The organism is Ktedonobacter racemifer DSM 44963, from assembly GCF_000178855.1.
In the GTDB taxonomy this organism is placed as follows: Bacteria; Chloroflexota; Ktedonobacteria; order Ktedonobacterales; family Ktedonobacteraceae; genus Ktedonobacter; species Ktedonobacter racemifer.
In genome coordinates, this window is the sequence record NZ_ADVG01000004.1 from 2,662,145 (window position 1) to 2,687,692 (window position 25,548).

General features: G+C 52.3%; 27 protein-coding genes and 1 pseudogene. 14 read left to right on the forward strand and 14 right to left on the reverse strand.

The annotated features are described in order from the left end of the window. Positions 1–71: 71 nt before the first annotated feature. Both KRAC_RS68340 and KRAC_RS73175 read right to left on the reverse strand, forming a co-directional pair. Positions 72–1,582, reverse strand: a protein-coding gene (locus KRAC_RS68340) for a transposase (protein WP_085954385.1) whose coding sequence is annotated in 2 segments (ribosomal slippage) — positions 72–700 and positions 700–1,582 — 1,512 coding nt in all. Because the reading frame shifts where the segments join, the coding sequence is not laid out codon by codon here. A 149-nt stretch (positions 1,583–1,731) separates the two neighbouring features. Then, positions 1,732–1,875, reverse strand: coding sequence for a hypothetical protein (locus KRAC_RS73175; RefSeq protein WP_007921548.1), 144 nt, complete (start codon positions 1,873–1,875; stop codon positions 1,732–1,734). Positions 1,876–2,099: 224 nt separating this feature from the next. Between KRAC_RS73175 and KRAC_RS53660 the strand changes: the two genes are divergently transcribed. Next, positions 2,100–3,269: a helix-turn-helix domain-containing protein gene (locus KRAC_RS53660; protein WP_075164612.1), complete on the forward strand. Its 1,170-nt coding sequence runs from the start codon at positions 2,100–2,102 to the stop codon at positions 3,267–3,269. Between the two features lie 756 nt (positions 3,270–4,025). On the opposite strand, the gene KRAC_RS53670 is transcribed toward KRAC_RS53660, so the two are convergent. The 5 genes from KRAC_RS53670 to KRAC_RS53690 form a co-directional block, all read right to left on the reverse strand. Continuing rightward, on the reverse strand, positions 4,026–4,310 hold the full coding sequence (locus KRAC_RS53670; RefSeq protein WP_007921555.1) for a hypothetical protein: 285 nt from the start codon (positions 4,308–4,310) through the stop codon (positions 4,026–4,028). A gap of 189 nt (positions 4,311–4,499) precedes the next feature. Next, entirely contained in the window at positions 4,500–5,141 is a 642-nt protein-coding gene (locus tag KRAC_RS53675) for a pyroglutamyl-peptidase I (RefSeq protein ID WP_007913602.1), read from the reverse strand. Beyond that, the gene (locus KRAC_RS73180; RefSeq protein WP_157508122.1) at positions 5,138–5,482 is read right to left on the reverse strand and encodes a hypothetical protein; all 345 of its coding nucleotides are present in this window, start codon (positions 5,480–5,482) and stop codon (positions 5,138–5,140) included. The genes KRAC_RS53675 and KRAC_RS73180 overlap by 4 nt, the downstream gene beginning before the upstream one ends. 225 nt (positions 5,483–5,707) lie before the next feature. Beyond that, complete coding sequence (locus tag KRAC_RS53680) at positions 5,708–6,346, reverse strand: hypothetical protein (protein ID WP_007921557.1); 639 nt, start codon at positions 6,344–6,346, stop codon at positions 5,708–5,710. Between the two features lie 314 nt (positions 6,347–6,660). Further along, positions 6,661–7,020, reverse strand: a complete 360-nt coding sequence (locus tag KRAC_RS53690) for a hypothetical protein (protein WP_169461062.1) — start codon at positions 7,018–7,020, stop codon at positions 6,661–6,663. 119 nt (positions 7,021–7,139) lie between these two features. On the opposite strand from KRAC_RS53690, the pseudogene KRAC_RS53695 reads away from it, so the two are divergent. Beyond that, positions 7,140–7,637 (forward strand): annotated as a pseudogene (locus tag KRAC_RS53695) (IS6 family transposase); the annotation flags it as partial. 242 nt (positions 7,638–7,879) lie between these two features. Here the strand turns inward: KRAC_RS53695 and KRAC_RS53700 are convergent. After that, positions 7,880–8,233 (reverse strand): hypothetical protein, encoded by a 354-nt coding sequence (locus KRAC_RS53700; protein ID WP_007921564.1) that lies wholly within the window; start codon positions 8,231–8,233, stop codon positions 7,880–7,882. A gap of 182 nt (positions 8,234–8,415) precedes the next feature. On the opposite strand from KRAC_RS53700, the gene KRAC_RS53710 reads away from it, so the two are divergent. Continuing rightward, positions 8,416–8,856, forward strand: a complete 441-nt coding sequence (locus KRAC_RS53710; RefSeq protein ID WP_169461063.1) for a hypothetical protein — start codon at positions 8,416–8,418, stop codon at positions 8,854–8,856. A gap of 117 nt (positions 8,857–8,973) precedes the next feature. Further along, complete coding sequence (locus tag KRAC_RS53715; RefSeq protein WP_007921570.1) at positions 8,974–9,753, forward strand: IS6 family transposase; 780 nt, start codon at positions 8,974–8,976, stop codon at positions 9,751–9,753. A gap of 65 nt (positions 9,754–9,818) precedes the next feature. Here the strand turns inward: KRAC_RS53715 and KRAC_RS73185 are convergent, their stop codons facing one another. Beyond that, positions 9,819–10,142, reverse strand: coding sequence for a hypothetical protein (locus tag KRAC_RS73185; RefSeq protein WP_007921571.1), 324 nt, complete (start codon positions 10,140–10,142; stop codon positions 9,819–9,821). 170 nt (positions 10,143–10,312) lie between these two features. Between KRAC_RS73185 and KRAC_RS73190 the strand changes: the two genes are divergently transcribed. After that, positions 10,313–10,525 carry a hypothetical protein gene (locus KRAC_RS73190; RefSeq protein WP_007921572.1) on the forward strand — a complete coding sequence of 71 codons (213 nt, stop codon included), beginning with the start codon at positions 10,313–10,315 and terminating at the stop codon, positions 10,523–10,525. A gap of 2 nt (positions 10,526–10,527) precedes the next feature. Next, positions 10,528–11,241, forward strand: coding sequence for an IS6 family transposase (locus KRAC_RS53725; RefSeq protein ID WP_007921573.1), 714 nt, complete (start codon positions 10,528–10,530; stop codon positions 11,239–11,241). Positions 11,242–11,387: 146 nt separating this feature from the next. Here the strand turns inward: KRAC_RS53725 and KRAC_RS53730 are convergent, their stop codons facing one another. The 3 genes from KRAC_RS53730 to KRAC_RS53740 form a co-directional block, all read right to left on the reverse strand. Beyond that, positions 11,388–12,083, reverse strand: a complete 696-nt coding sequence (locus KRAC_RS53730; protein ID WP_007921574.1) for a hypothetical protein — start codon at positions 12,081–12,083, stop codon at positions 11,388–11,390. 80 nt (positions 12,084–12,163) lie between these two features. Beyond that, a complete protein-coding gene (locus tag KRAC_RS53735; protein WP_007921575.1) occupies positions 12,164–13,435 on the reverse strand; it encodes an ATP-binding protein in 1,272 nt (423 codons plus the stop codon). A gap of 5 nt (positions 13,436–13,440) precedes the next feature. Further along, on the reverse strand, positions 13,441–15,339 hold the full coding sequence (locus KRAC_RS53740; protein ID WP_040447628.1) for a Mu transposase C-terminal domain-containing protein: 1,899 nt from the start codon (positions 15,337–15,339) through the stop codon (positions 13,441–13,443). Positions 15,340–15,485: 146 nt separating this feature from the next. On the opposite strand from KRAC_RS53740, the gene KRAC_RS53745 reads away from it, so the two are divergent. Continuing rightward, a complete protein-coding gene (locus KRAC_RS53745) occupies positions 15,486–15,752 on the forward strand; it encodes a hypothetical protein (protein ID WP_007921577.1) in 267 nt (88 codons plus the stop codon). A 1,325-nt stretch (positions 15,753–17,077) separates the two neighbouring features. Here KRAC_RS53745 and KRAC_RS53750 read toward each other — a convergent pair. Then, positions 17,078–18,436, reverse strand: coding sequence for an IS1182 family transposase (locus tag KRAC_RS53750; RefSeq protein ID WP_007921579.1), 1,359 nt, complete (start codon positions 18,434–18,436; stop codon positions 17,078–17,080). A 1,263-nt stretch (positions 18,437–19,699) separates the two neighbouring features. Beyond that, entirely contained in the window at positions 19,700–20,392 is a 693-nt protein-coding gene (locus KRAC_RS53760; protein ID WP_007921584.1) for a DUF998 domain-containing protein, read from the reverse strand. A gap of 342 nt (positions 20,393–20,734) precedes the next feature. On the opposite strand from KRAC_RS53760, the gene KRAC_RS77630 reads away from it, so the two are divergent. The 7 genes from KRAC_RS77630 (at position 20,735) to KRAC_RS53795 (ending at position 25,541) form a co-directional block, all read left to right on the forward strand. Continuing rightward, positions 20,735–21,199 carry a helix-turn-helix domain-containing protein gene (locus tag KRAC_RS77630; RefSeq protein ID WP_007908429.1) on the forward strand — a complete coding sequence of 155 codons (465 nt, stop codon included), beginning with the start codon at positions 20,735–20,737 and terminating at the stop codon, positions 21,197–21,199. Between the two features lie 29 nt (positions 21,200–21,228). After that, positions 21,229–21,747 carry a transposase gene (locus KRAC_RS77635; RefSeq protein WP_244422066.1) on the forward strand — a complete coding sequence of 173 codons (519 nt, stop codon included), beginning with the start codon at positions 21,229–21,231 and terminating at the stop codon, positions 21,745–21,747. Positions 21,748–22,147: 400 nt separating this feature from the next. Next, positions 22,148–22,858, forward strand: a complete 711-nt coding sequence (locus KRAC_RS53775) for a hypothetical protein (protein ID WP_007921590.1) — start codon at positions 22,148–22,150, stop codon at positions 22,856–22,858. Between the two features lie 81 nt (positions 22,859–22,939). Then, a complete protein-coding gene (locus KRAC_RS53780; protein ID WP_007921591.1) occupies positions 22,940–23,377 on the forward strand; it encodes a hypothetical protein in 438 nt (145 codons plus the stop codon). Positions 23,378–23,777: 400 nt separating this feature from the next. After that, on the forward strand, positions 23,778–24,284 hold the full coding sequence (locus KRAC_RS53785) for a hypothetical protein (RefSeq protein WP_244422568.1): 507 nt from the start codon (positions 23,778–23,780) through the stop codon (positions 24,282–24,284). A gap of 115 nt (positions 24,285–24,399) precedes the next feature. Continuing rightward, positions 24,400–24,945: a COG4315 family predicted lipoprotein gene (locus tag KRAC_RS64410; protein WP_007921593.1), complete on the forward strand. Its 546-nt coding sequence runs from the start codon at positions 24,400–24,402 to the stop codon at positions 24,943–24,945. A gap of 218 nt (positions 24,946–25,163) precedes the next feature. After that, entirely contained in the window at positions 25,164–25,541 is a 378-nt protein-coding gene (locus tag KRAC_RS53795; protein WP_007920593.1) for a nuclear transport factor 2 family protein, read from the forward strand. The last annotated feature ends 7 nt before the right edge of the window (positions 25,542–25,548 follow it).

Genomic DNA, 25,548 nt, shown 5'->3' on the forward strand with positions numbered 1-25,548 from the left:
GAAAAATATGGATCACCTGCTTCTGGTCCAGAAACGAGTGATCCATACATGTTGAGGGGAGTTATTTTTTTCTAGAATCGTAAACTCATCTTAGAAAGTTGTTCCTCCAAACGAGCCAGATAGGCGGTGGGATCTTTGCGAAAACGAAACTGCTTGCGACGAGCCTCTTGCCGAGAGGAGATTCCTGACCGCACGTGCTGCCAGCGGGTCAGATCGTATGGGATCAGTTCCTCGGCGCTGAACGAATGCAAGCGTGTCGCCAGTGCCGCGGTCACCCGCACTGGTCCATGCACCACCAGTCCAGGGATGGCTCCTTTGCGTCCCGTGGCTCGGCGCTCACCAGCTCGGACCTTGCCAAAGGCCTGCTCCAGATCGTTGTTGGTTTTGGGCAGACCCGCCACCTGATAACAGAAGAAGAGATGGGGGGCATAACTTTCGGTCACTTTCAGGAAGTGCACGAGCGCCGGCCTCATAGCCTCCGACTGTCCGACCTGCTCTTGCATCCGCATGAGATGGTTCTCAAAGCGCTTGTGCACGTCTTTTGCCTCGTGCTGTTGCTGGTTACTCAAGACATGGGCCACCTCGAAAAGCAGCGTAAAGAGCGGACGCACGACCTCAAAGGGCTCCTTGGTGGCCCCCAGCCCTTTGTTGAGCACACGCTTCAATCGTTCAAGCGCGCTGGGAAGCCCCTTTTTTCTCCCACTCGCTCAAGTGAATCATGGATCGCTTGAAGTCGTTCCTGCAAACGTAAGCCAGAAGCCGAGAGCGGTGGCAAGCCATCGTCGGTCAGGCTGGCTCGAACCGCCAAAGCGTACTCGTGAATCACTTCCGCCTCAGCATCGGTCCTGCTTTCCACGGCTCGTTCGATGGGCCGCACACCGCGAACCTGCTTTTTCAGTTCCTTTTTGGCGTGCCGATCCGCCTCAAAGATGAGTTTGCCCGCTTCACGCAGGTAATGAAAGTGGCAGAGCTGATGAGGAACCTCAGGGAAGACACTGGCAACTGCCCGGCGAATGGAGAGCTGCCCATCGGAGATGATCCCATGAACCGGGACAGAAAGGATCTCTTTCACCTCGGTGAGCAGGCCGGAGAGATCTTCTTGGGTTGAACTGAGAAGCGCTCTAGCTAGCACGATCTCCCCTGTGAGCACTTCCCGGATCACCCAAAGGACCTCATGGCCCACATCGGGTTGCAACCCATCGATGGCCAGGATCACTCGCCCTTGAGAGGAGAAACGGGTGTGCAGTCGTTGCCGGCAGGAGAGATGCAGCGTCACCAATTCCTCGTAGCGGTGCATCAGATGCTCAACGGTCCGTTCACAGACCCGCAGTCCTCGCTCCTGCAAGATCCGCTGCATTTCGGGAGCTGAGCGCTGTTCTCGATAGCGCAATCTGCCCACCAACGCGATCAGATCCAGACCACATTCTCCATGGGGTAACGCCCATCGGCCTTCTTCCTCTGGTCGGTAGGGCTGTTTATAGGCCTGGCATGCTGGATTGGGACAACGACGAACGACCAAGCGTAACTGGACTAACCCCTTGACGGTAAGGATCTTCCGATGCGCATGATAGGCCACCGGCATCCATGTTCCACACGAGCGACAATGCTCCTCGTGTGGCTCTAAACGGACCTGCTGCTCTGCCTGGGGACGGGCAACTCTTCTTCCTCTCATCTACGTTTTCTCCTGATGCACCTCTTTCTGTACAGTTTACTCCTTCCTCCAAGGCCTGTTTACGATTCTAGTTTTTTTCTCAGGTGGTCTGCGTCCTCGAGGTCCCAGCCACCATTCCCAGCGACATACCCGATACTCTGGGTATTGTTCTGTGGACGAGCCAATGCGAAGGCTACAATCGCTTTCAACACCTTCAAAATCATTGATTTTCTCCTTTTTTGATCACTAAGAAGCCTTGTGTGATATAATGCAGATGCATTATTTGAAAATATATTCTAATTTGAGCGATGTGTATACCCCCATTTTCGTGCGTATTTTTCGCACCACGGTGGCGATTTTCTAGGTACTCATTGGGGGGGGCTGGAGTTGAAAAGCACGTTAGAGAGCACACAAAACGGTGCGATAGGGACAACACAGGGGACAGAGAATGCAGGATTCTTCTCGTTATCATTACGGGCAGACAATTCGTACATTTCGGAGACAACGGGGGTGGACGCAGGCAAAACTTGCCAGACTTTGGCCTGGTGGAGAGGTAGGAATGCGTTATGTACAGGATATCGAGTATGGGGAGAAACGGATTGCGAACCCTGATACGTTACGAAATCTAAGCGCCTTGCTTAATATTCCCCTTTGGCATTTTGGTCTATCTGAATATGATCCGTTTTATCCTGACGCACTAAGTCAGGGGCGACAGCTTCATGAGGAAACACTCAATACCGTTGAATGCCTGATCCACCAGGCGTGGATGTCTCGTTCTGCCGCTCTCATGCATTGCGCTGAAAAGTGCAGTGTGCAGTTGAACAGCCTGTTCCTTTCTTTTCAGAGAGATTTACCACCACCATTTCAATTCGAACAACGGTATCTCAAGCTTCTTGCTCAGGCCATTCGCCTTAATGCTGTGACGTTGGTGGAGCAGAAAAAATACGAGGCAGCTCGTATGGCTTATCAAGAGATGTTTCAAATGGCGCAGCAAACGAATGATCCAGGAGTACTTGCGCTTGCCATGATGAGTTACGGATCAGAACTCGAACGAGATGGAAGGGCGCGAGAAGCCGTCGAGTGGTTGGAAGGAGCACGTGATAACTCCTTTCAGGCAAGTAAACATATCGCGGCCTTTGTTCACACGTACCTTGCGCGAGTCTATGCGAGCAGAGGTGATACCTTGCACTTTGAGCGCGCTGCTGACACTGCCTACTCACTTGCGACAGGTGTAAGTAACTATGGCGAGGGGACCGATTTTGTCTTTGCCCGTCTCAGTTCGATTCTGGCTGAACAAAGCTGGGGGTATCTCCAGTTGAAACAACCGCAAAAAACATTAGAGATGAGAGATGGTATTTCGAAGCAGATAGAGCGGGATGGCGATAGGCGGTTATGGGCCTGGATCTTTTTGGATTGGGCAAAGGCGTATCACATGCAAAGGGAGATAGAGGCAAGTGTGGGAATGGCCCGTGAGTTCTTGCATCAAGTGCACTCGATGCGATCACCTCATGCTGTTACCCAAGCTCACTCTTTCATCGCGCAGGTGCGTTCCGATGGCTATGCTGATGTGCCTGTCGTGAGAGACTTTTTGGAAGAGCTTACGCTGTTAAGGATGTGATGATTGCAGAGGGGACCTACGGTAACCGTTCCCACTCCAGCCGTAAGGAGGAGATGAAGTTGACAATATCGTGGCGGCGAAGGAGATTGGCATAGGACGACAGACATTGCATGAGTGGATGAGCTCTGAAGGGATCCTTTGGATCTATGAGGCGGAGCGGGATGTCATTTGGCTGGATAGCCGCGAGGTGAGGCGCCTGTGGCGGAAAAAGCACGGTCTGCAAAATGCAGATCCTGAAAAGGGCCTTGTTGTCCTCCACGAGAACCAGACACGTCTCAGACGGCTTCTGAGCACGTGTAAGTTTCAGAGTAAGCGCGAACGCGAAATGAGCTTGAACAGGCCATTTTCGAGCAACGTAAGCGCGAAATATTTCAACGTAAGCGCGAATAAAGTACAGATTTTCAGCGTAAGCGCGAAAAAAGCAGATCCGCTGGAGGCGCGATAGAAGCTCTTTCAGCCAGAGCACCTATGCCCCTAGAGGGGAGAAAAGCCATCTCTTTCGAGCTAATGAACAAGCTAGAGAGGCTACTGTGGTTTCTCTGCGTTGGGTGTCTCCGGTGGGGAGTACATAGTCCTTACCCGTTGGGCATAGCCTTCGAGTAACGCGACGATACACAATTTTGTAATTTATATGTATGTGCTGCAAACCTACTGCACATGCAGTCATGCAGTAACTAGATTTTATTGGATCCAAATAAAAAGCGCGGTCCAGGTCTCCAACGTCGGGAGTTGGCCGCGCTTAACTCTATCTATGTGCTACTCGTTAAATGGTTCCCAGGATTGCCACGCCTTGAAAAGCAAGTCTAATTCCCCATCACCTAAATTAACCGCTTGCGTTACCGCTGTGGCTGCGCTGGTCGAATTAAACGTATATGTGGTAGTGACAATATCGACACTCCCGTCTGTATGGAAGCGTGCGAAGGTGGTATAGCGCGTGTCACCTTCAGGGGTAAAATCGTCCTCTAGTTGCACCATGCGAACATGGCGTTCGTGGCCGCTTTCATCCTTGACACTCATGTCCTTGATGATTGGATCTTTCATCGTTTTAGATATCCTTTCTGTCTATGCGCTCTTATTGGTAATCTCCACGCCAGTATCCCACATCTCAACCGCTTGTAACTATGTGTAAATTTGGGAATTCTATGTATGGCTGGGATCAGAATAAATCGGTGAGTGGTCCTTGGGAACGAACCACGTGTCGTTTCCCCCATACGTGATTACTCGTAAAGGTCAGCAAATAGCTCCGCCTGGAAGCACTTCATCGTCAGGGTACTGTATCGCTACTTCGATAGCCATCTTGGCCGCGCTCAACACATCCGCATAACTCATTGTTGGCTCTGAAGAATCAGTAATGATGTCCCCTGTATAAGGAACATGTATAAAGCCACCACGTGCGCCGGAAGCCCTGGTGTAGTGCCGGAGAAGGTAGAAGAGTCCATTGCACAGATACGTGCCAGCAGTGTTGGAAACATAACCGGCTATACCGGTACGTTGCCAGAATGCCTGGATTCGTTTAATTGGAAGTCCGGAAAAATAGGCATCCGGGCCTCCCGGAACAATAGGGGTATCGATAAGTTTCTTACCATCGTTATCGGGTATTGAAAAGTCGAAGCAGTTAATGGCCACTCTTTCTATAGCCATGCCTTTTCTTCCGCCGGCGAGACCAAAAGCAATTACCAGGATCTCGTCATCAAGACTCTCTTCATAAAGCAATTTGGCATAATCATGTATTCCCTGAACGGTAACAGGCAAGAGATGCAACTGAAGTGATGCGCCGTCAATACGGTAGCTATCAAGGTCTTCAATCAAGCGGGCCGTGGGATTTGTTTTTTCCTTTCCAAACGGCCCAAAACCGGAAATGTGTACTTTCATGTGATAACTAACCTTCCATCTTTTTGTCTGCTCTCGTCCGTGATAAGTGGATGTACACCTGCATATATTTCTAATGAAGCAGCAGTGATAACATCAACGGCTTCGGCATCGCACGCCGCCTGTTCGGATTCCAGACATATATGAATAGCATACTGTTCTTGAGTTTGTTTTGCAACCGTTCTGCCTGGTGTTCCAGAGCTTTTTAGTGTTCCATTTCTGAGAAGGAGGGGTGCAAGTAAATCAGCAGTAGAAAACTGCCTCTTGCTCGATCTTTGATCGCCTTCGGTTTCTCTCAATACAGGAGCAAGTAAATCAGCAGTCGCAAGCACACCGCTTTTCACCAGTAAAGCCCTTTTTGCTTGACAAAGAAAGAGCTCCCTTGCAGAGTATTCATAACCACAAATCTCACCACAAAGGAGCTCTCGGTTATGATACCTGTTTCTCACCGCTTCCCCAGCGGCAGCCCCCCACCAGGGAAGCGAGGGTGCTGCCCGGAGCGAGAGGAGGAGCGTCCTATCCCCACCATGTCCACGTCCTGCTCATATGACGCTCCTTCTGTGTGTAGGTTAGGAGGAGCGACCGTGGAGAGTGGTGGGTTGGCCGGCGGCATAGAAGTGACTGAGGGCGGTATAGGTCTGCTGGTTGATGTGCAGGGTCATGGCAGCCTGGACGGGGTCGTTTGGGCTATAGAGCAGGGGGAACCAGGTTTCCTGATCCTGAAGAGGACCGCTGGCTTGTGTTGCTGAGGGGGGCAGGGTATTGGCATCTGCTGCTGTTGTTGCTGCGTCATATTGTTGCACCTGGAGTTGGATAGTTGGTGGTGGTTGATCTGGTGCTGCAATCAGATGGGCGGCATAGCTTTTGCAGCCGACGAAGAACCACAATTGAAAGTCGGCAATGATGTGTCCCATGGCGTCTGGAATTCGTTGGTCCTCCATGATGGTGATCTGCTGATCGAAGCAAGAGCCGCTGCCATGCTCCCGGCTCTCTAGCGGGGTGTGAGGGCGGAGTGGAAGGACGCCGTTGCAGGTTGCAGGTGATGGGTGCTGGGCACAAGGACGAGAGTCATAGCTCTGGGTAGTAGTTGCCCCTTGGTGGGTATGCCCATCACGTGCGAAGGCGTTCGCCGCGTCCATGGTGCTTGTGGGAGCGGGGGGAGGAATGGTCACGCGCGGGTGGGCATTCTGGTTTGCCATGGTGTTCATGGTCGACCAGAAGATTCCCAGGATGAGTAGTTGGAGGAGGAGGACGAGTGCCAGGAGTCCAGGCAGGAATCATTTCTTCATGTACTCTATGCTCCTTTCGAGTGGGGTGTTTTTTTGACACTGGAAGGTGTGTATGTTGTTGTGTGTTCCATGTGCGTTATGTGCTCTCCAGCGGCGCGGGTGAGCATTAGTGGGTATGTGATCTTCATTTTTTTTCAGGGCCTGACCTTTCTGATGTGCTGGTTGGTCTGGTTGGTGTATGCACATGGTTCGCTCCCGCGTGATGAGCAGGAATACGCAGGAGCGAGCGGTGCTTAGGAGTTCTGCCCATTGATGGTGATGGGTTGGCCGTTGGCATAGTAGCCACTGAAGGCAGTAAAGGGTTGCTGGTTGACGTGCAGGATGGCTGATGCCTGGACGGGGGCATCTGGACTGAAAAGCAGGGGAGACCAGGTTTCCTGCTCCTGGAGAGGACCAATGGCTTGTGTGGCTGAAGGGAGCAGCTTATCTTCATCTCCGAGATGCCAGAAGAACTGGGTAATCCCATTGAGAATGCCGCTGCCATCATACTGATCCACCTGGAGTTGGAGCGTTGGCTGTTGCCCATTTGCGCCAGGCCTGGCAAGAAGAGGTAGTGTTGCAAAAAATTTAAAGCTCAGCAAATTGAAGCGCACTCGAACATCTCTCGTCAGGAAAAGATGCAGAACATGCACCTTTTCTCTGTGACAATGCTTCTTGTGCCGTCATTCCCCGCTCCATTTTCTCAGCTCAAATTTTTTTGCAACACTACCCAGGAACCTCCTGGTATGTAGATGAGACCTACCTGAAAGTGCATGGCAAATGGTGTTATTGGTATCGGGCAATTGATCACGATGGCAATTTGGTGGATTCCATGTTGAGCGAGAAGCGGAATATGGCAGCAGCCAAACGATTTTTCCAGCAAGCAGTTGCAGTGGTTGGCTCTGTCCCTGATCAAGTGACGACTGATGGTCACACGTCCTACCCGCGAGCCATCCGCGAGATGATGGGTCAGGATGTGCGGCATCGGACTAATAAGTATCTTCATAACCGTCTGGAGCAAGATCACCGTGGCATCAAACAACGGTATTATCCTATGCGCGGCTTTGGAACCATTGAAGCAGCGGCACGCTTTTGTTGTGCTTTCGATGAGTTGCGCAACTCTCTTCGGCCTCGCTGCACTACGGGAGAGGTGGTTTCTCTCCTGAAACAACGACAGGTTTTCCTCCAGCGTCTGGGAGCCCTCCAGACACTGCTACAAGCAGTCTCATAAGCCAGTGATGCAGAGGTAAACAATTCCCATGAGTCCGGTACGCTTTTCTGTGATCTCAGATCTGACAGAACCAAACGTCAATCCATCGACAATTTTGCTTTAATGGTTATTGCTCAAATTATAAGTATAGTCCTAATGAACCATCAATGCATTGGTCAATTTGGATGCATGATGCGCCTGATAACGTAGCCACCACCAGGGTTAGGTGCATTATTCCATCTCAAGGAATAAGTAGAGAGAGTTTACCCGAGGTCACTCAAGATCTTGTATTCCTCCTCGCCTGAGTGCTTGGGATCTTGCACGAACCGACGAATAACCTCCAGATGCTTCCCACGCACAAGCTCCCGTACAATATCCCCATCCGCATCTGGTTGCTGTTTAATGAACGAAAATACCACTGTATCGTCTGCATCGGGTGTTTCACTTAGGACGTTCAGCAGGTCTATGGCTAGATAGCGGTATTTGCTCGCGCTATCTGGGTGAAGTGGGAGTCGCCAATCGGTCCAGGTGCGATCAGGTTCTGGCCTGTGAATGCGGTTGTAGATCAGAGCAGCCACGGTCTCGGTCCAGGCCGCGCTAAGATATGTCTTGCCCATGCGCAAGCTCCTCCTGTTCTCTTTGCCATCGATTGATGGCCCTTCGCCATTGATAAATATGTATCAAATTTATAAGTGTGTTGGCCGCGAAAGCACCGACCAGCACCGCTAGTATCACCTTAGAGTATTGCACGATGAACGTTTCATCCATCTCTCCCCCTTCATAGGACATACGTTCTCTCTTGCTCTATAATAGAGTCAACGTCTATGCCATCGACCAGGCAACGAAAGGACTACCTATGTCTACCGATCCCAACCAGGAATTCTTAACGAGCGAGCTGCGCACAGCCATGCAGACCGATGAAGCAAACGGCGACCAGCATGAGGAAAAGCTCGTGTTTCTGCACTACTACCAGGCCATGCTCCAGGCCATACTTGATCTCCAGCTCTGCGAACAAGACGCTGGGAAAGATCTCACACTATTGAAAGCACGAGTTAACCGGCTTATGCGCCAGGCCAAAAGCTATATCGTCACCGTTGACGCGCTTCCCTATGAGCGCGTTCAAGCGCTCTTTGGAGAGACGCGTACCCTCTTTGGCAACATGAAAGATTTGTGTGCTGACTGTTTAGCAGCGCTTACCCGGTCGATTCGCGAAAACTTTAAAGCCCTTCGTGAAGCGTAATCGTAACTCGTTAACGGGGGCTGTGTTGCAAAAAAACGAGGCAAAAGGCGGGGTTGTGTTGCAAGAAAAAAGTTGATCTGGTAACGTGGGCGGAAACAAGCCAGAGAGGCCCCCGTTATGACAGATCAGTACCCATTCAAATGGCGTCACTTCCAATCCGACATCATTCTCCTGTGCGTACGATGGTACCTTCGCTCTGCTTTGAGCTACCGGGATCTGGAAGAAATGATGCGTGAACGAGGGCTGCGTGTCGATCATACGACCATCTACCGCTGGGTGCAGCACGACGCTCCAGACCTCGAAAAGCGGTGTCGACCTCACCTCAAAGCCACCAATGACTCCTGGAGAGTGGATGAAACCTACATCAAGATCAAAGGAACATGGACGTCCCTCTACCGGGCGGTCGATTCACAGGGGCAGACACTGGAGTTTCTCTTGAGTCCGACACGCGATGCCGAGGCTGCCAAACGTTTCTTCCACAAAGCGCTGCATATTACCGCTGATTCAGCTCCTCAAGCTCATCCGATTGAGGAACAGGTGACCAAGCCCACGGTGGTGGCGCTCCCCACCACTCTAACCTCTCGGGTGATCAACGTCGACAAGAATGCAGCTTACCCCAAGGCTATTGCAGAACGCAAAGCCATCGGGGCACTTGCCACCTCTGTCGAACTGAGGCAGGTCAAATATCTCAATACCCTCGTTGAGCAAGACCACCGTTGTATCAAGCGCTTGGTCAAACCAGGGATGGGCTTCTTTTCCTTTGAGACAGCGCGGCGAACCTTACAGGGCTATGAGACGATGCATATGCTTCGCAAGGGGCAGGTACACAGTGTGGGAAAAGGTGACATCAAAAAGCAAGTCACCTTTCTCGCCCGTCTGTTTGGGGTGGCAGTCTAAGCCTAGCAAGAGAAAAGAGCTTCCTCGCTCATTTGGTCTTTGAGTGTTTTTGCAACACAACCGATTTAGCGGCGTAGGGACAGTGGCAGGAGCAGGAAGAGCACGAAGACCAGCGCCCCCCCTCCGATCAGGGCAAGGCCTGCTACAGGATTTTTTGCCTGACCGGTAACTAGTAGATAGATTCCCGCGGCACAGGCAAGAAAGCCTATTGTCCCCATACGGACCTGAAAACGACTGAGACGGCGTCTCCGCTGGTAGGTTAATCGCTGGTGTGCCCTCCCCTGACCCTGAGGATACCCCGGTTGAGGAGGATACTGACCTTGAGGATATCCCGGCTGAGGAGGATATCCCGGCTGAGAAGGAACATTAGACTGATGGGGATCGCGCATGCAAAACTCCTACATTGGTGAGCATTGATGGTTTTCTTTTGCGCTAGCATATCTTTTTTCTCGATGGGTGTCAATTAGTAGATAAAATTGCTCAAGGCCGGATTTGGATGTAGTTTATCGTTTAAAATGGGTCTTCCTTTCTTTTTCGTGTCTGGTGAGATTGTTTCTTCATGAACACCAAAGAACTGAGGGTGAGTGTGGATACAGTGCGGTGTTGGCGCATGCGCTGGATTGGTTGGCAGAGGCTCACGCTCGATGACTTCTCCATCATCGAACGACGCAGTGATACTCCCCGACCGGGGCGACTCTCTCAAATTACAGCGGAGCAATTCTGTCGGTATTGTCAACTTGCTGAGCGGCTAAACTTTCTGGTAGACGAATAGCCATGAAAACACAGGCATCTGCATCCCTCTACAAAGGCTTTCGCTTTCCGTCTGAGATTATCGGCCACTGCATCTGGTTGTATTTCCGCTTTTCCTTGAGTTTCCGTGATGTCGAAGAGATGATGGCAGAGCGTGGGGTCGTGTTGACCTACGAAACTATTAGACAGTGGTGTTTGAAATTTGGCCAGACGTACGCCAATGAGCTGAAACATCGTCGCCCGAAAACGGGAGACAAGTGGCACTTGGATGAAGTATGCCTCAAGATCAACGGGAAAACGCACTATCTCTGGAGGGCCGTGGACCAGGATGGCAACGTGCTCGATATCCTTGTCCAAAGCCGACGGAAAAAACAAGCGGCGAAACGCTTCTTTCGGAAGCTCCTCAAAGGGCTCCAGTACGTCCCGCGTGTGATCATCACAGATAAACTGAAGAGTTATGGAGCAGCGAAACGTGAGATCCTGCCTGGTGTGGAGCATCGCCAGCACAAAGGGCTCAACAATCGAGCGGAAAACTCCCACCAACCCACGCGGCTGCGTGAAAAGAAGATGCGGCGGTTCAAATCAGCCAAGCAGGCCCAACGCTTTCTCTCTGCTTTCGATCCCATTGCTGGGCATTTCCAACCGCGACGTCACCGTTTGACTGCCGGGGAATTGGTAAATTCCCTACGAAGTGAGCAGGTCTGGCCCTCAAATGTGGGAAATTGCCCTCAATCTTGAGCAATGAGACAAAATTTCCTGGACAAAACTGCTCCTCATCTGGCTTCTTTATCGACGTTTTTGTAAATTGAAGTGGAAATCACGGGATGAAATGGTTGAGCCATTTCATCCCGTGATTTCCACTCTGGGGAGCGTTCGTACAGGGATTACTTTCTTGGGAGACCTTTCAGATACTGAACCATAGCTGTCGCCGGATAATCCCCAGAGATGCCATCAGAACAGGGGGATAGGCAAACGGAATAAGAAGGAGGAGGTGGCCCGGTAAAATCGTGTTTGTCTACGACAAGAGCCCGTCTTCGATCAATGATCGTCATTGTACAACTTCTCTGGTAGAAAGGGATACCTTTGATGATGTCGCTCCCAACCTCAACTTTTCTACAATCCAGCAACAAAATGGTTCCAACCTGGTCGGGTGTGGTTGCCAGCATGTCTGCTGGAAGGAGATAGGAGATAGGCAAGCTGAAGGAATGAGGGTCTTCAAGAATCTCGGTATCGATTTGATGTGTTGTCTGATTGATAACAAGGAGTTTCCCAACAAGATAGGGTGAGTAGGGAGGGCCAGGATCATGCGCGTTGAGATTTGCCGCGAGAGAGAGCAGAGCAGTAGCATTGGCGGTAGCCGTCGCAATAGCCTCAGTGGCTTGCGCCTCTTGTGTTGCTCCAGCGTTGGCAGTGGCTCGATCTTTCTCGAATTGAGTGGCTGTTTGTGTTGCCTGCTTGTTGTTCTGTTGGGTGAGTGGAATGGATATACCCACGATGAGGCCGACAACACTACCTACACAGACCAAGCCAACAACGAGCAGAAGCCAGGGAGAAGGTCTTTTGCCGGTTTTTGGAGTCATTGGGTGACTTTCCTTTCCATTAAAGCGTTTTTCCTCATTCGAAGGGAGGAAAGAGCAGAATCATGCTTTCCTTGTCTGATTTACTCCATGCTTGGCACCGTCGGCCTTTCTCCTCCAACCACGCCCCAGTCTGTTTTTCCGGTGGCTGACCAGCGCTTCTCTGTCAGAGGAATCTGCTGCTTGCGTCGGGTGTGTTGTTTGAACCGGAGGATGCCCTTGACGGGGGAGAGCGAACGCATTCTTCCACAATCAGGACATTCCACCAGGTTGATACCACTGTCGGTAAAGCGTTTGAGATCGATAGGAACCACCTTTCCAGAAAACGTGCAGTTGGCTGTTTTACTCGTGTGCTCCTGTTCTTCCACCGTTTCCACCGTTTCCACTGTTGTGCTCGGAGCGTTCGACACAGCATTTTCCGAGGCAGCCTGCTGTTCGGGCTCTTTTCCATTCACACTCGGCGCATCTCGCTGGTTCTGATCCTGGGGGAGGGCCTCGGGGCCTGCTCCATCAATGAGCTTGAGTGTATCATGGCGCAGTACGAGCAGCTCGGCAGCGGACTTGAACCGCTCGGCTCGTACCTCGGTTTCTCCAGCCAGATACGACCATTCCAGGGCCGTCGTCACCAACTTCATCAGGTTGTCCATCGTGACACGGCCTGAGTGGGTTGGGTCGAGGACTGGATTGGTGAGCCAGCCATAGATGCTGCTCGTCCATTGGCGCATGTTGAGTTGCGGAAAGAAGGGCTGGTACACCTGCTCCAGGGTCGCCAGGATGACACGGACTTCATCGGAGGTGTGGGAAGCGATACGGCAAAAGGGTTGCAATTTGTCAAAGCGTCGTCGGAATTGCAGCCAGGTTGGGTCGGGCAAATCAAATGTTCCCTTTAAAGGGATCGTGTCCCCACGCCCTGCTGCTACCAGACACAACCCCAGCGGATGATCGTACTGTAACTTCCCCTGGTCTGTCACTTCCTTGAGGAACATCAGGTGTTCGAGTGAGAGATCGTGCGCATCATCGACAATGAGGAATTCGGTGCCGTATTGATGCAAGTATCCCATGAGTTTTGGCTTGCGCGTGCTCCAATGCCCTCGGATCGGCAAGCCCAACGCTGCCAAAAACTGGTCGCCCAACGCCTGTTCATCGTCATTGTTTTTGGGAGCTACGACCGCGAGAACGGATCGTCCGCCAGCTCTTTTTTGCAGGTCGCGGATCGTCATGGTTTTGCCAGCGCCCGGATCAGCCACGAGCAGATGCCAGGAACGATTGTCCCAGGAGGCATACAGCATTTTCTGGAGCCGTTTCGCAAAGGCGGTTTCGATGAACATCTCTTTTCTGAAAAGAGGATGAGTCATGAACGTTACTCCTCTCGCATCATGCGGACGGGTAAGAGAGGAACGGGATGGGCATCCTCAGCGTCCGGGACCGGGTCCGCAAGCGTGACAACTTGCGTGATTTGGGCCTGGACACTGGCTAATCGTTCAGAAACGAGGGCAGGATGAATGTCGCCGCGTTGGCGATCCCATTGACGAGCCTGTTCACTTGCGCGAATCTCTGTGCTGCGGCGACAGCGTGAGGCTTTGGCTTCGTCCTGAATACGAGCACGAACAGGCAATCCCTGTTCATGGGCAATCTTCGCTTGCTCCTCATGGTGTTGGCGCATGGCTTTGGCTTCCCACTCGCTCACTCGGCCTCCCATGAGTTGCGGGCAATAGGCTTCGCCCACATAGCTGCCTTCAACGAAGATGTAGAGCACACTGATATCACGCCTGTCATAGTACAGATCAAACTCACGGCCCCGTAGCCGTGAGAGGAGTCCAGGACACACATACCAGCGCCCCTGAAACGATAATCTGTTGCCGTTTTGCACACGATAGCCATGATGCGGTGTCTTGCGATTTTGGGCCTTCATAAGCAACAGCTTCAAATCATCGGGCGAACCGAGATACTGTGGGACCCCGGATGCCGCCACGGCCTGTTCCCACAGGAGGTAACGGCGTTGTTGTCGCAGCGTATCGACATCTCGTTGATAATCGTCCACGATGGCCTGGTAGAAACAGCGCTCCAGTTCTTCCAGCGTCATGCCTCCCGCTTGTGCTGCCGTTTCGGCATCGTGGATACCGTACGATGAGTTGGGAAGTCTCTTTTCAAAACGTTCCGTCATCCACCGAAAAAGTGATTCGACCGTTCCTTTTGCAGATGGCGCGTACGGGGGGGCTTGCTCTGTGATAATGCCCAGGCGATCTACCAGCACTTGTCGCGCTCGCTCAGAGGTGAAGATCTTCCCTCGATCATGAAAGATAATCGCGGGTTTGCCAAAACACGGCCAGGAATGCTCGCAGCCATTGATGCCAACCAGGTGATCTTTCCTCTCCATACTCACCTTCACCAGGCGCATATAGTCTTCTTCCTTGAGTGGCCCCAAGGCCAGAACCGCGCCGAGGATCGCTGCTGTTTTGACACAGATGAGCACTGCCGCATGCACACGGCTCGCCACCGTCGAGCCATCAGGAGTAACGATGTACAGGTCCATCGTGTGCTCATCGACCTGGGTGAGCAAAGCCGGTGCTGGAATGGAGAGCACAAAGGACTCGGCTGACTCGCGGGGCCGTGCCACTGATTTCGCCCCTTCGCGCATCGCCATCAGATCCGGGTCCAGCTTCAAGTGCTGCACGGCGGTGCGCACCTGCTTGTAGGAGGGCAGACTCACGGGGGTTCCGGTTTCCTTCGATAAACGTGCCGCCACCTGCTGCATTTCGGTGTGTTCTCGAATTGCCGTCATGGTCAGCCGTGTGGGCAGTCCAAACAGCCGACGGATACATTCTTGGAAGGCCGGATGCAGGCTCGTCGCACGACGATAGCTGCCGTGAGGCACGCAGGCGATCTGACCTCTCTCGCGAGTACGGCTCACCAACCGCGAAAGCGTCGAACGCGGGATGCCCTCTTTTTCCGCGACGCTACTCTGGGTGGCCCCGGCCAGCACCAGTTCCACCGCCCGCAAATTGCGGTGGAACTGCTGGAGCACGGGCTCTGGAAGCGTCGAGGCATCAAAGGTCGGACCGGCAATGATGGGGGACGGTGGACGTGAGCTGGTTGGAACTTTCGTCGGCTCCGGTTCAAGCAAAAGCATGTCAGGAAGCGGGGAGGGCACCAGCACCGGAGCATCAGGTGGAAGCAAGGCCAGAGGCAGTGTGCGAGAGAGGGTGTACTGCTCCAAATCGAGCAGCAGATGTCCTGCTGCCGCCGCATCTGCCACCACTTTCCAGATCGCTGCTTCCACCAGATCGACGGGAAACTGGTGTGAAAGTCTGCTGACTCGCCGACTTCGGCCATTTCTCCCCAAGGCCAGATCGAGGCGAGGGCCTCGGCAATGTCAGCAAAGGCGGGAAACGTTTTGCGTCTGGCATGCAAAAAGACCAGATTGTAGTGGCGACGTTTCGTCAAGGTCCGCTCGGTACCAATCCAGAAAGTGCCTTGCTGCAAGCTGGCAAGCCGTCGTGCGGCCTCGGCTTTGACCAGGTTACGATCTCTCCGTTTGTCATCCTCCATGCCCGCCTCGGCGAGGAACGGTGTTCCGTCGGCGAGCGTGCCCACGAAATCGGGCAGGTAATGATGGGGGGTGTTCTCAAACGTGTAGCCAATCGCAAACGGGGCATGTTGCGGAATCGGTAGTCGATACTTCGTGGCGAACTCCGGGCCAATGTCACCACGCGCATAGCTGGCAACCAGAGGGTGATACTCAAGCCACAGCATTAAGCGTTCTTCGAGTTGGCTGCAAAACGGTTGTCTGATCACGGTGCCCGTTTTGAGACTGGGAACCCATCCTGAAATGGAGCGGCCCGCGATTTTGAATAGATCAATGCCCTGTACTTCTGGTGCGACCATGAGTATCCTCGCCGCGATCTCGTGCGTCCGTCTTCCGCAATACCAATGGTTTGTCAGTTCCCGCGATGAGGGAAGCAATTTACAGCTTTTGAAGCAAGTATACTTGACGGGGAGCGGTTTTTTCCAGGAATTTTTGTCCCAGTGTTCAAGATTGAGGGCAATGTTTCATGTTTGCGGGCCAGATCGTCTCACTTCGTAGGACATTTACCAGGAATATCGTACCCTTTTACAGGACCGATTGCAAACATGGAAAGAAGTGACTGGAGCAAAACGAGTCGCATAACCATAGGTATCCCCCTCCCCATTTTCCATGACCCATCAGCATCTTTCTTCGCCATACCTCAGCAATACTCTTCATTTTTCTGGTTAAGTTGACAGTACCAGACAAGGAGTCCTCTTTGGGTAATCAGCATGGCACAGGAAGCAGCGAGGGGGAACCCAGCAGAGCAGAGGAAAAACACCAGGGGCCACCATGCCAGCATGGGGAAACCAGTGGGAATTGGCAACCCCTTTTATCACTTTCTCTTTTTCCATGCATTTCTATATATCTATTGTAACTTTACAGATGGCCTCCTTCCTTAGCACACAGACATGATCCTCCTCCTTCCCGCTTCTTTCTCGCCCCACTCACAACAGCATGTCCTTACGCGATTTTCTGTGGCTCCTCTCCTTCGCACTCGCCTTTGTTCCCTCTCCTCATGGTTCCCTTTTTTTCTCATTCGGAGCCATTTGGCCTCCTTTTCTTTTCTCAACAACAAAAATATGCGTGAACCAGTTAGGGGAGATTTTGGCGTATTTTGTATAACAGAATTATGCTTTGCACGAAGCATATACTAATGGTAGTTGACTTCTATAGTGAGTGAAGTTCGAGTCGAGATGAGAAACGCATCTATTTCTCACACAAAATTATGAGGGTGGAGGAGTGTCCACCAGGAAAAAACTTCTGTATTCACTAGCAGCCTGTCGGAGAAAACGAAGCTGCGATCACTCTAGTCGCTCCGACAGCGCACGCGTCCTTCATGATACGGGCAAAAGCGACTCGACGGAGCATACTCACCGGCAGAAGACGCTATGCTGTGCCATTTGAACTGGAAAGATGCCGTCGTCCTGTACTACGTCCAGGATAAGGTATGAAAGCGCTTGAGGTTAAAAGCCAAACAAACCAGATACCATTCGCCAGCAGCAGCCTGCAGACCGCGCAACGAGAACTGGCGGAAACCCAGAATCTCTTTGATGATCCCAATCACCGGTTCGACGGTGTATTTGCGTGCCCTATAGATCACTTTGCCCAAGGCGGTCTTGAGCTTGTACGCCATTTTCACCCGCGGGTTTGCTTCCTCGGGCGGAGGATCGAGTAACGGAGCAAAACGCTGCTGCCAACTAGGATGATGGGGATCGCGGCCCGTCGCAATATACGGCTCGATGCTGCGCTTGGCACATGCGGCTAGCGTCGCGGGGCCAAAATAGCCTGCATCCAGGGCCACTGCTTCGGGTGTACCGATGGCTGCCGGGATAGCTGAAAGAGCGGGTTCGGCTTCCTGACTATCGTTCGGATGATTAGAGAGCGCACATCCCACGATGAGCAGACTCTTCTGATCTACTGCAACCTGTGCATTGTAATCCTGCTCAAAACCGGCATGTGTCGAGCTTTTCATGATGCGCGATTCCGGGTCGGTGAAGTTGTACTGATCGCCATCACGTGGTCCTTCTGTTGGCGGCGTCGGTGGACGACCACCTGAGCGGCGTCCCGTCATACGCTCTCGCTCCTCGCGCTGCGCCAGTTTGGCCTCATATTCCACCCGCTCGACTGCCACCCGCTCCTTGGCGCGCGCTTCCAACACCGCTTTGGCCTCCGCCAGCCGAACCAGGCGGTCCTGCCGTCGTGCAATCTCCTTGCGTACCACCAGTCCATCGGGCGCCTCTGGCTGCTCACCTTGTTCACTGAGCGCAAATAACTCCTCAACCTCGGCTTGTAGCTGGATCTCCAACTCCAACAGACGCTTGTAACTCACCGCTTTGCGCTTCGAGGCATCGGCATGCACCTTGGTCCCATCGAGACTGATTGTGCCAAGTTTCAGCACGCCTGCTTCTTGGGCGAGCAAGAGCACCTGCACGAACAGGTTCTTTAGTTCGAGGAGAAACGTGCGTCGAAACGTGGCAAGCGTATCGTGATCGGGATATAGATTGCCAGCGATGAAGCGAAATGGCACCGCCTCATATGTGGCGCGCTCGATCTTCCGCGAACTGAACACCCCAGTGGCATAGCCATAGAGGAGCAAACTCAGTAACATTTCAGGGGCGTAGGGTTGCCCACCGCGCGACCCATATTGGGCATACAACGCCGAGAGGTCAAGCTGGGCCACACTGTCTACCACGAAGTGGGCAAGATGATCAGGAGGCAAACAGTCGCCCAGTCGCACGGTCAGATCAAGCGCCTGGGCGTAGTCCACCGTTTTGAAGACTCTACTCATGCGCACCAGTATACCATTCTTGTGTAGTCGTCAAGAAGAGAATGATAACGCGTTACGGCATGGGTGTGGGCGTGGGTATCACTATTCCGGGGACCGTCAAGCCGCACGTACTGTTCCCATTATAAGAGCCATCATCAACGCAAAGAGGGGAGAGACAAACAACTAACACGCTCGCAATCACAAGGATGTTTGCTCCAAGTAGGATGATTGCCCACAGGATAGCTGATTTTTTCGCATGTGGTTCCTTCTGCCGGTACTCGCGGAGAGAGTATACGAGAGAAGTAATGCTCCAGATGATGCCGATAAAACTGTAGCCGAGAGTGATCAAGGCGGTTCCAGCTCCATTGATCCATAAAATCCCTGATTGGCGCGCATCGGACACGATCCTCCACATAACAGCTGGGCCATCCTCATATCCAGTGGAAAGTATGAAAAAGGGCAAGAGGAGGAGAAACAAGCCAAGAATGACCGTAGTGATGATATTCCTAGCCTTACCATAGTCAACAGGTGGATGGGGGGTGGCGTTACTTGCATACTTCTTCCTTTCCGTGTGAGAGTATGAACGGGAATGGAGCCAGACTGAGCATCAATGCCCCGCCTGAGCCAAGCTCTCTGAACGTAGGAGATACACATACTCTACCACATCATTCTCTTTTTGATACCCTGCTTCTCTCCGACAAGCTGCTAGGAGAGCGTCACAAGATTAAGGTTGAAATTAAGAAAGGAATTATTTTATGCATTCAGATATGAACACGAGCACGAGCAGCGGAACTGGCCCTGTCCAATCTCTGCTGACCACTATTACACAATCAGCTACTGCATCTGGTGCTAGCTCTATTGGGCAATCAGCCTCTAACGCAGCAAGCAATATTATGGGTGATAGCTCACAATCAGCTACAGCCTCTCAATCTAATCGTGTCAATGCTTTTGATTTCTCGTGCAGCAATTCCACCTCCGGGTTTGATGTAATGTGCTTCCAAAATGAGGTTAGGTCTGCTGCTTTGACAGGGAGTCTGCCCATAGGAGAACCTGCGCATCTGAAATGAGACTGGGGAGTCAGGTTCCTGCTTACCGTTCTCATTCTAGATGCGCAGATGATCGACTGGCGTGAAACCCTGTAGAACTGGTCAATCGTCGAAGGAGTCCTGCGAATCGCTTGGGCTTTGCTGCCAGCTTGCGCTCCTCAAGAAACGCTTGCAAACCAAAGCGGACAGGTACTTGGTTTGCAAGCGTTTCTTGAGAAACCATCTGGTCGCGAGAGGGTTACTGGTCTCGCGTCTGTTGCATTGTATCTGGCGTGCAGAACAGCTTGATGGCAATCATTGATGCTGCCATCCAACCAATGAGCACCCCGAGCCGCACGAGGCGCGCCATAAACGCCGCATTGGTAAACCCCACGAAAAAGCACAGGAGGAGAAGAACTGTACTTGCCAGACAATAGAGCGCCCACCCGCGCTCTTTGCGTGCGAGGAAGAGACGGACAAAGACCGCCAAGGCTGCAGCCAGGACAACGAAGACGAAAAGGGCGCCCAAGGCATGGATCGCACCGTGCCAGGAGGGACCAGTTCCGGCAAGAGATCCTGGAGGAAACCCATTGGCAGGATCGGTCCGACAAAAACCAACAGTCACAAGACCGAGTCCATAGGCCCCGATCAAGAGCGGTCCCCGTGTTCCGGCTCGCCCAGGATGCAGTCTCCTCCAGAGACCAACCGCATAGAGGAGATTGAGCACTCCAGCGAGTACGAAGTTCACCATCTGAACCCATCCCCAGTCCCCAAGAGAGAGAAGGCTCAGCATATCGAGCCGTGGGTCAAAACCCGGACGCGTGTAGTCCTGAATGAGCACGATCAAGATAAAAAGGGGGCCGGCGATGGCTCCGCAGAGCAGCAATAGTCTGGTCATTGACAGGGGTTTTCGTGTATTGCCTACAACAGATGATGCTTGCATGGTATCCATGCTCTTTGCTCCTTTTCCAGATCCTCGATAGGAAGTTATTCATTATCCCAAGCATAAGCGATCAGCAGATGTTTCTGATGCGTCTGGAGATGTGTTTCCAACACGTCTCTAGTCGGGATGAGCGGGTTCAAGAAGCAGCATTGAGTTGACAGTTCGGATAACTCCACCAGACCGGCCAGGGCTTGGTGGGAGAGACCAGTCATCGAGGAAAGCATACAACCACCACATCGCGTAAGAAAGGATATGCATCCCATCACTGGGTCATTCGCCGCTACAGGAGCCCTTATTGACCTCCGTAGAGAAAACTAAAGAAAAAAGCCACGTGATCCGAGAGAAGGAGGTATGAGCAAGAAATCGATACCTCCGAAAAATTGGCGTGAAGAGAGACGAATGCAGGCTTGGAAACTGCATAAAAAAGGCTGGAAACAGAAAGACATTGCCGAGGCACTTGGAGTAACAGAGGGTGCAGTCAGCCAGTGGTTTAAGAAGGCCAGAGAGCAGGGAGTAGAAGCTCTCAAACACAAGTCACCTCCAGGAGCAATACCCAAATGGAGCAAGGAGCAGCAAGCCCAATTCCCGGCATTATTAGAACTGGGAGCCGAAGCATTCGGTTTTCGTGGCCAGGTCTGGACAACGGCGCGAGTAGCCCAGATGATCCAACAACAGTTCGGGGTCAAGTATCACCCAGCCCATTGTAGCCTACTGCTACGTAATCTCAAGTATAGCCAACAAAAACCCATCAAGAAGGCCACGCAACGCGATGAAGATGCGATTCGCACGTGGAAAGAGCTGCATTTTGATGAATGAAAAAAAAGGTCAAAACTGAAGGATGGACAATGGTTTTCGTCGATGAGTCAGCTTTTTACCTGCTACCAATGGTAGTACGCACCTATTCCCCGCGTGGACAGACCCCTATTTTGCAAGTCCCGTTGTCCTATGACCATCTTTCGGCTATCGGTGGCATCACTCCGGAGGGCAGGATCTTCATGCAAATACAAGACCATTCGTACAAGGGGCCGGATGTCGTGCGCTTCTTACAGTTACTCTTGCGTGAGATACCGGGAAAGATCCTCGTCATCTGGGACGGAGCTTCCATTCATCGCTGTAAGGCCATTAAAAATTTCACGTCGAGAGATGATGCCCAACGCATTCATCTGGAACGCTTGCCTGCTTATGCGCCTGAATTAAATCCACAAGAAGGCGTGTGGAATCTTCTCAAGCGTGTCGAACTGAAAAATGTTTGCGGTCTTAACCTGCAAGATCTCCGCCTGCAATTGCTTCGTGCCAAAGAACGGCTCAGACATCGAAAATCTACTCTTTCCCAATGTTATGCCCACGCTGGCTACCGACTTTAGTTTTCTCTACGGAGGTCAATAAAGCTCGCTCAACAGACCATGCCACAACGGCACTCATCAGAGAGAGCGACACCGCACTCCAGATCCTCATTCCCTCTCTTCTCACCGATACCCACCACACCTGCATTGGCACGCACTCGTCATAGCAATCACCATCAGGGGGAACAAGCCAACAAAGGGTGGCTGGCCAGCGATGCCCACCCTTCATCATCCCTCTGTTCCGCTCCTGTTCCGGACACGTTCCGTTTCTGTTCCAGTCCTCTCCTGAAACAAGATGGTAGCATTCATCAAACCGTTCAAGATGCGCTTGCGACCAGGCATCCACAAGGCCACAAGAACTCATTCACTCGAGCCTGTTCTCACGCCGGCAAGCACACCGCAACACGAAAGGATACAGATAATGATCGCTTTGCAAGCACTCCTAGCCTCATTCCAAGCGAAGCGTGGTCATATTCCAGCCACGCTCACTCGTGGGCTGGTCACGCTCTCGCTTGCATTGGGCTTACTCGCAGGCCTCCCGGCATTCGCCCTGGCCGCCTCGCATGACGCCCCCAGCCCCGTTCCCCATCCCATTTGCGCACAAACTCCCCTTCCTCCTGGGTGGGTGATCGTGGATGAGTGGGCAGATTGGACGCAGTGTGGAAGTCCCTGGGACGGTCCGAATGTCCTGGCGATTGCCCCTCCTCCAACTACCCAACAAGCCATCTGCTTCAACTCTCCTCTCCCGAGCAATTTTGTCATTACAGCGGAACAATACAACGCGAGCCGTTGTCAAAAGACGTTTTTTCAATTGCTCGGCGCAACCAAGACCATCGCCCCTTTCTCCAACCAGTCCAATCCCATTGATGTCTGTGTCGACTCTCCTCTTCCCTCTGGCACCACTATCGTCGCTGAATATAAGATTACCGATCGCCCCGCGGCAGCACTCACATGCGGGAAAGGCGTTGGCATCATCCAGAAAACATTCCAATTCCCTACCGGAAATCCCATGTATGTCTGCGCAGATTCACCCATTCCCGACGGCTACCAGGTCGTCAGAAACGCCTACGCCCAAAATTGCCGCACCGACAACGGTGCCTCCAAACTCATTGCACCGCAAACAACCCCATAGCCCTCAGGGAGAAAGCACAACGCACTCCCTTGCCTGGCATGGGTCAAACGCGAACAGCGACATTGAAAGGAAAAACACCACATGACACTCCAATCTCTGCTCTGCTTCCTGGCGCTAGGACTCCTCCTGCCAACACTCACATCCAGTCTCTACTGGCATGACAGTGTTCAGGGGAGCAAGCAACAAGCGCATCGTGGCAGGGACATCCCTGCTCCTCACGTCATGGATCTGGCGCACGCATTCACCCTTGAGGGACACACCCAAGACACTGCCAGCCAGCCCTATGACTCCCGTCCTTGCGCCGGGCATCCCTCACCAGCAAACTGCAACGGCGTCCTTCCTGTCATCCCCCACTTCTCTCCTGATAACCGGGAGAGTGGAAATGGCTATTGCTTTGATCGCCAGCCCACGATCATGGAGGACCAACAAATGACCGATGCCATGGGACAATCCCTTGGCGACTTTCAATTGTGGTACTTCACCGGCTGCCAAAGCTACGCCGCCCATCTTCTTGGGTAGTGTTGCAAAAAAATTTGAGCTGAGAAAATGGAGCGGGGAATGACGGCACAAGAAGCATTGTCACAGAGAAAAGGTGCATGTTCTGCATCTTTTCCTGACGAGAGATGTTCGAGTGCGCTTCAATTTGCTGAGCTTTAAATTTTTTGCAACACTACCCTTTGCCAGATATTACATGCTAACATCCTGAGCCTATCTCAGATAAGTTTTATTGCCACGTTCACCCAGAGACTTTTTTGGAAGATCATATGTTGGGCCGGAACAAAACAACAATTGCAAGCGTTACTAGGAGTAGTAGGGGGATGATGTAGCAGCGTATGTTATATAACGGCATCAAACGAGAAGGACAACCAGAGCTAAATCCCGTTTACAAATGTTTCTAAAAAGAGGTGTTTCAATGTGGATGAACAACAGGACAAGGAAAACTTTCATCTTTCTGGTTTGTTTTCTTATAGTAGGAATAGCAATCTTTGGGAGTGTCATTGGTAGCCAGATAGCCAATGCAGCAACAACTTCCCCATCTCACCCGCACGCAGCATCTTCAGCCAATGGGGTCACGACGAATGCTTCAACCTTCAAGGTTACAAGCATTGATATGACTGTCACCCCAAGCACCACTTCACTATGGACATGTGGATCGTACATTCAGGTCGTCTACAATGCCGTCTTTCATGTCGACTCAGGCCCAAACGGGGGAACGATTGTGTTCTCCTATACCGTCAATAATGGGCGTTCCCAAACGACGGAAAAGTTAACTATTCTGCCTGGTCAGCGTCTCTCAAACTTCACCTTCACATGGCAAGGAAGTCTTCCCTATGATCATACCTATCCAGAGCCGGGAGGTGTATTGGTCACGAGCCCAAATACTCTGCATTCTCAGATGGTCATGCCAGCCGGGAAGTGTCGCTAAGCAGAGAAGGTTTCGAGCGTTCCTCCCAAAAAACGCTCTCAAGGCGGAGAGATAGCTGTTTCCCTCAATGAAACACTATATCAAAAAGTGTCTATGAACACAGGAGAAAAAAAGTATGCATTTGAAAAATCTCATTTGTAGCTTGGGCCTTACTCTGCTGATTGTTGGAATTTTGGCGGCCTGCGGCTCCACTCCTTCAACGACCAGCGCCAACACGCTTACCACATCGCTCAACAGTTCTCCCATCCAATCGGCGCTCACGAGCAACTCACGCCATCGCTCATCTTCCGTTGTGGTGTCGGTGGGTCAGGTTCCTTCCCATCAAGCGGTGGGGAGCACGTTCACCGTTCTGACGACTATCAAGGGCATGACATTATATGTCCATGAGTGGCAGGGGGCGAGTGGCTTTAGTTGTGACGGCGCATGCGCCAAAACCTGGCATCCCCTGCTCTACAAGGGCACAGGCACACCGACCTCTACCACCAAACTTCCCGGGAAACTGAGTGTGGGCACCGACTACCTGGGGCGCAAAATGGTCTTCTATCAGGGCTATCCCCTCTACACCTACGTTGGCGACAAGAAGCCTGGCGACTTCAATGCGCCCCTGGCCGACAACTCGCCCTGGCAGCCCGCCACCCCTGGCATCCCCACTGGCTTGTAAACAGCCGTTTTACGGAGAAAGAAGCGAAGGCCCCTGGCGGTATATCCTGCCAGGGGCTTCGTGTGTTGGTGGTAAATGACATCCGAAGTGGATCTGGCCCACTCTTGGTGATTCAGCTCGCTTGCTTGGGGCTCGAACTGGACAAAGGGGTTGTGCCAGTATAGAATACGGCGTGGAAGACTCTGCTCTTTCGAGAACACTTCTTAAGAGGAGGCCCTATGCCCGATGCAACTGCTCACCAGTTGATCCTTACCTATGTTCAAGGGTGGATAACAGCAGATCGAGAACAAATTTTGAGCACGCTCGATCCCGACTGCGTGATCATTGAATCCTACGGACCAACCTACAGAGGCAGCGACATGATCGCTCGATGGATTGATTCCTGGTTTGCTCCAGGTAATGTTGTCACGCGGTGGGATATCACTTCCTTCTTTGCCACGGATGAGACCTGTTTCTTTGAATGGAACTTTGAATGTCGGCATGAGGGCGGCCTGGGCGGATTTGAGGGAGCATCCCTGGCACGGGTGAGCCAAGGGAAAATCATTCATCTTCGAGAATATGCCATGACGGCACCCCGGTACGAGTGGAAGGGGTGATCTCCGG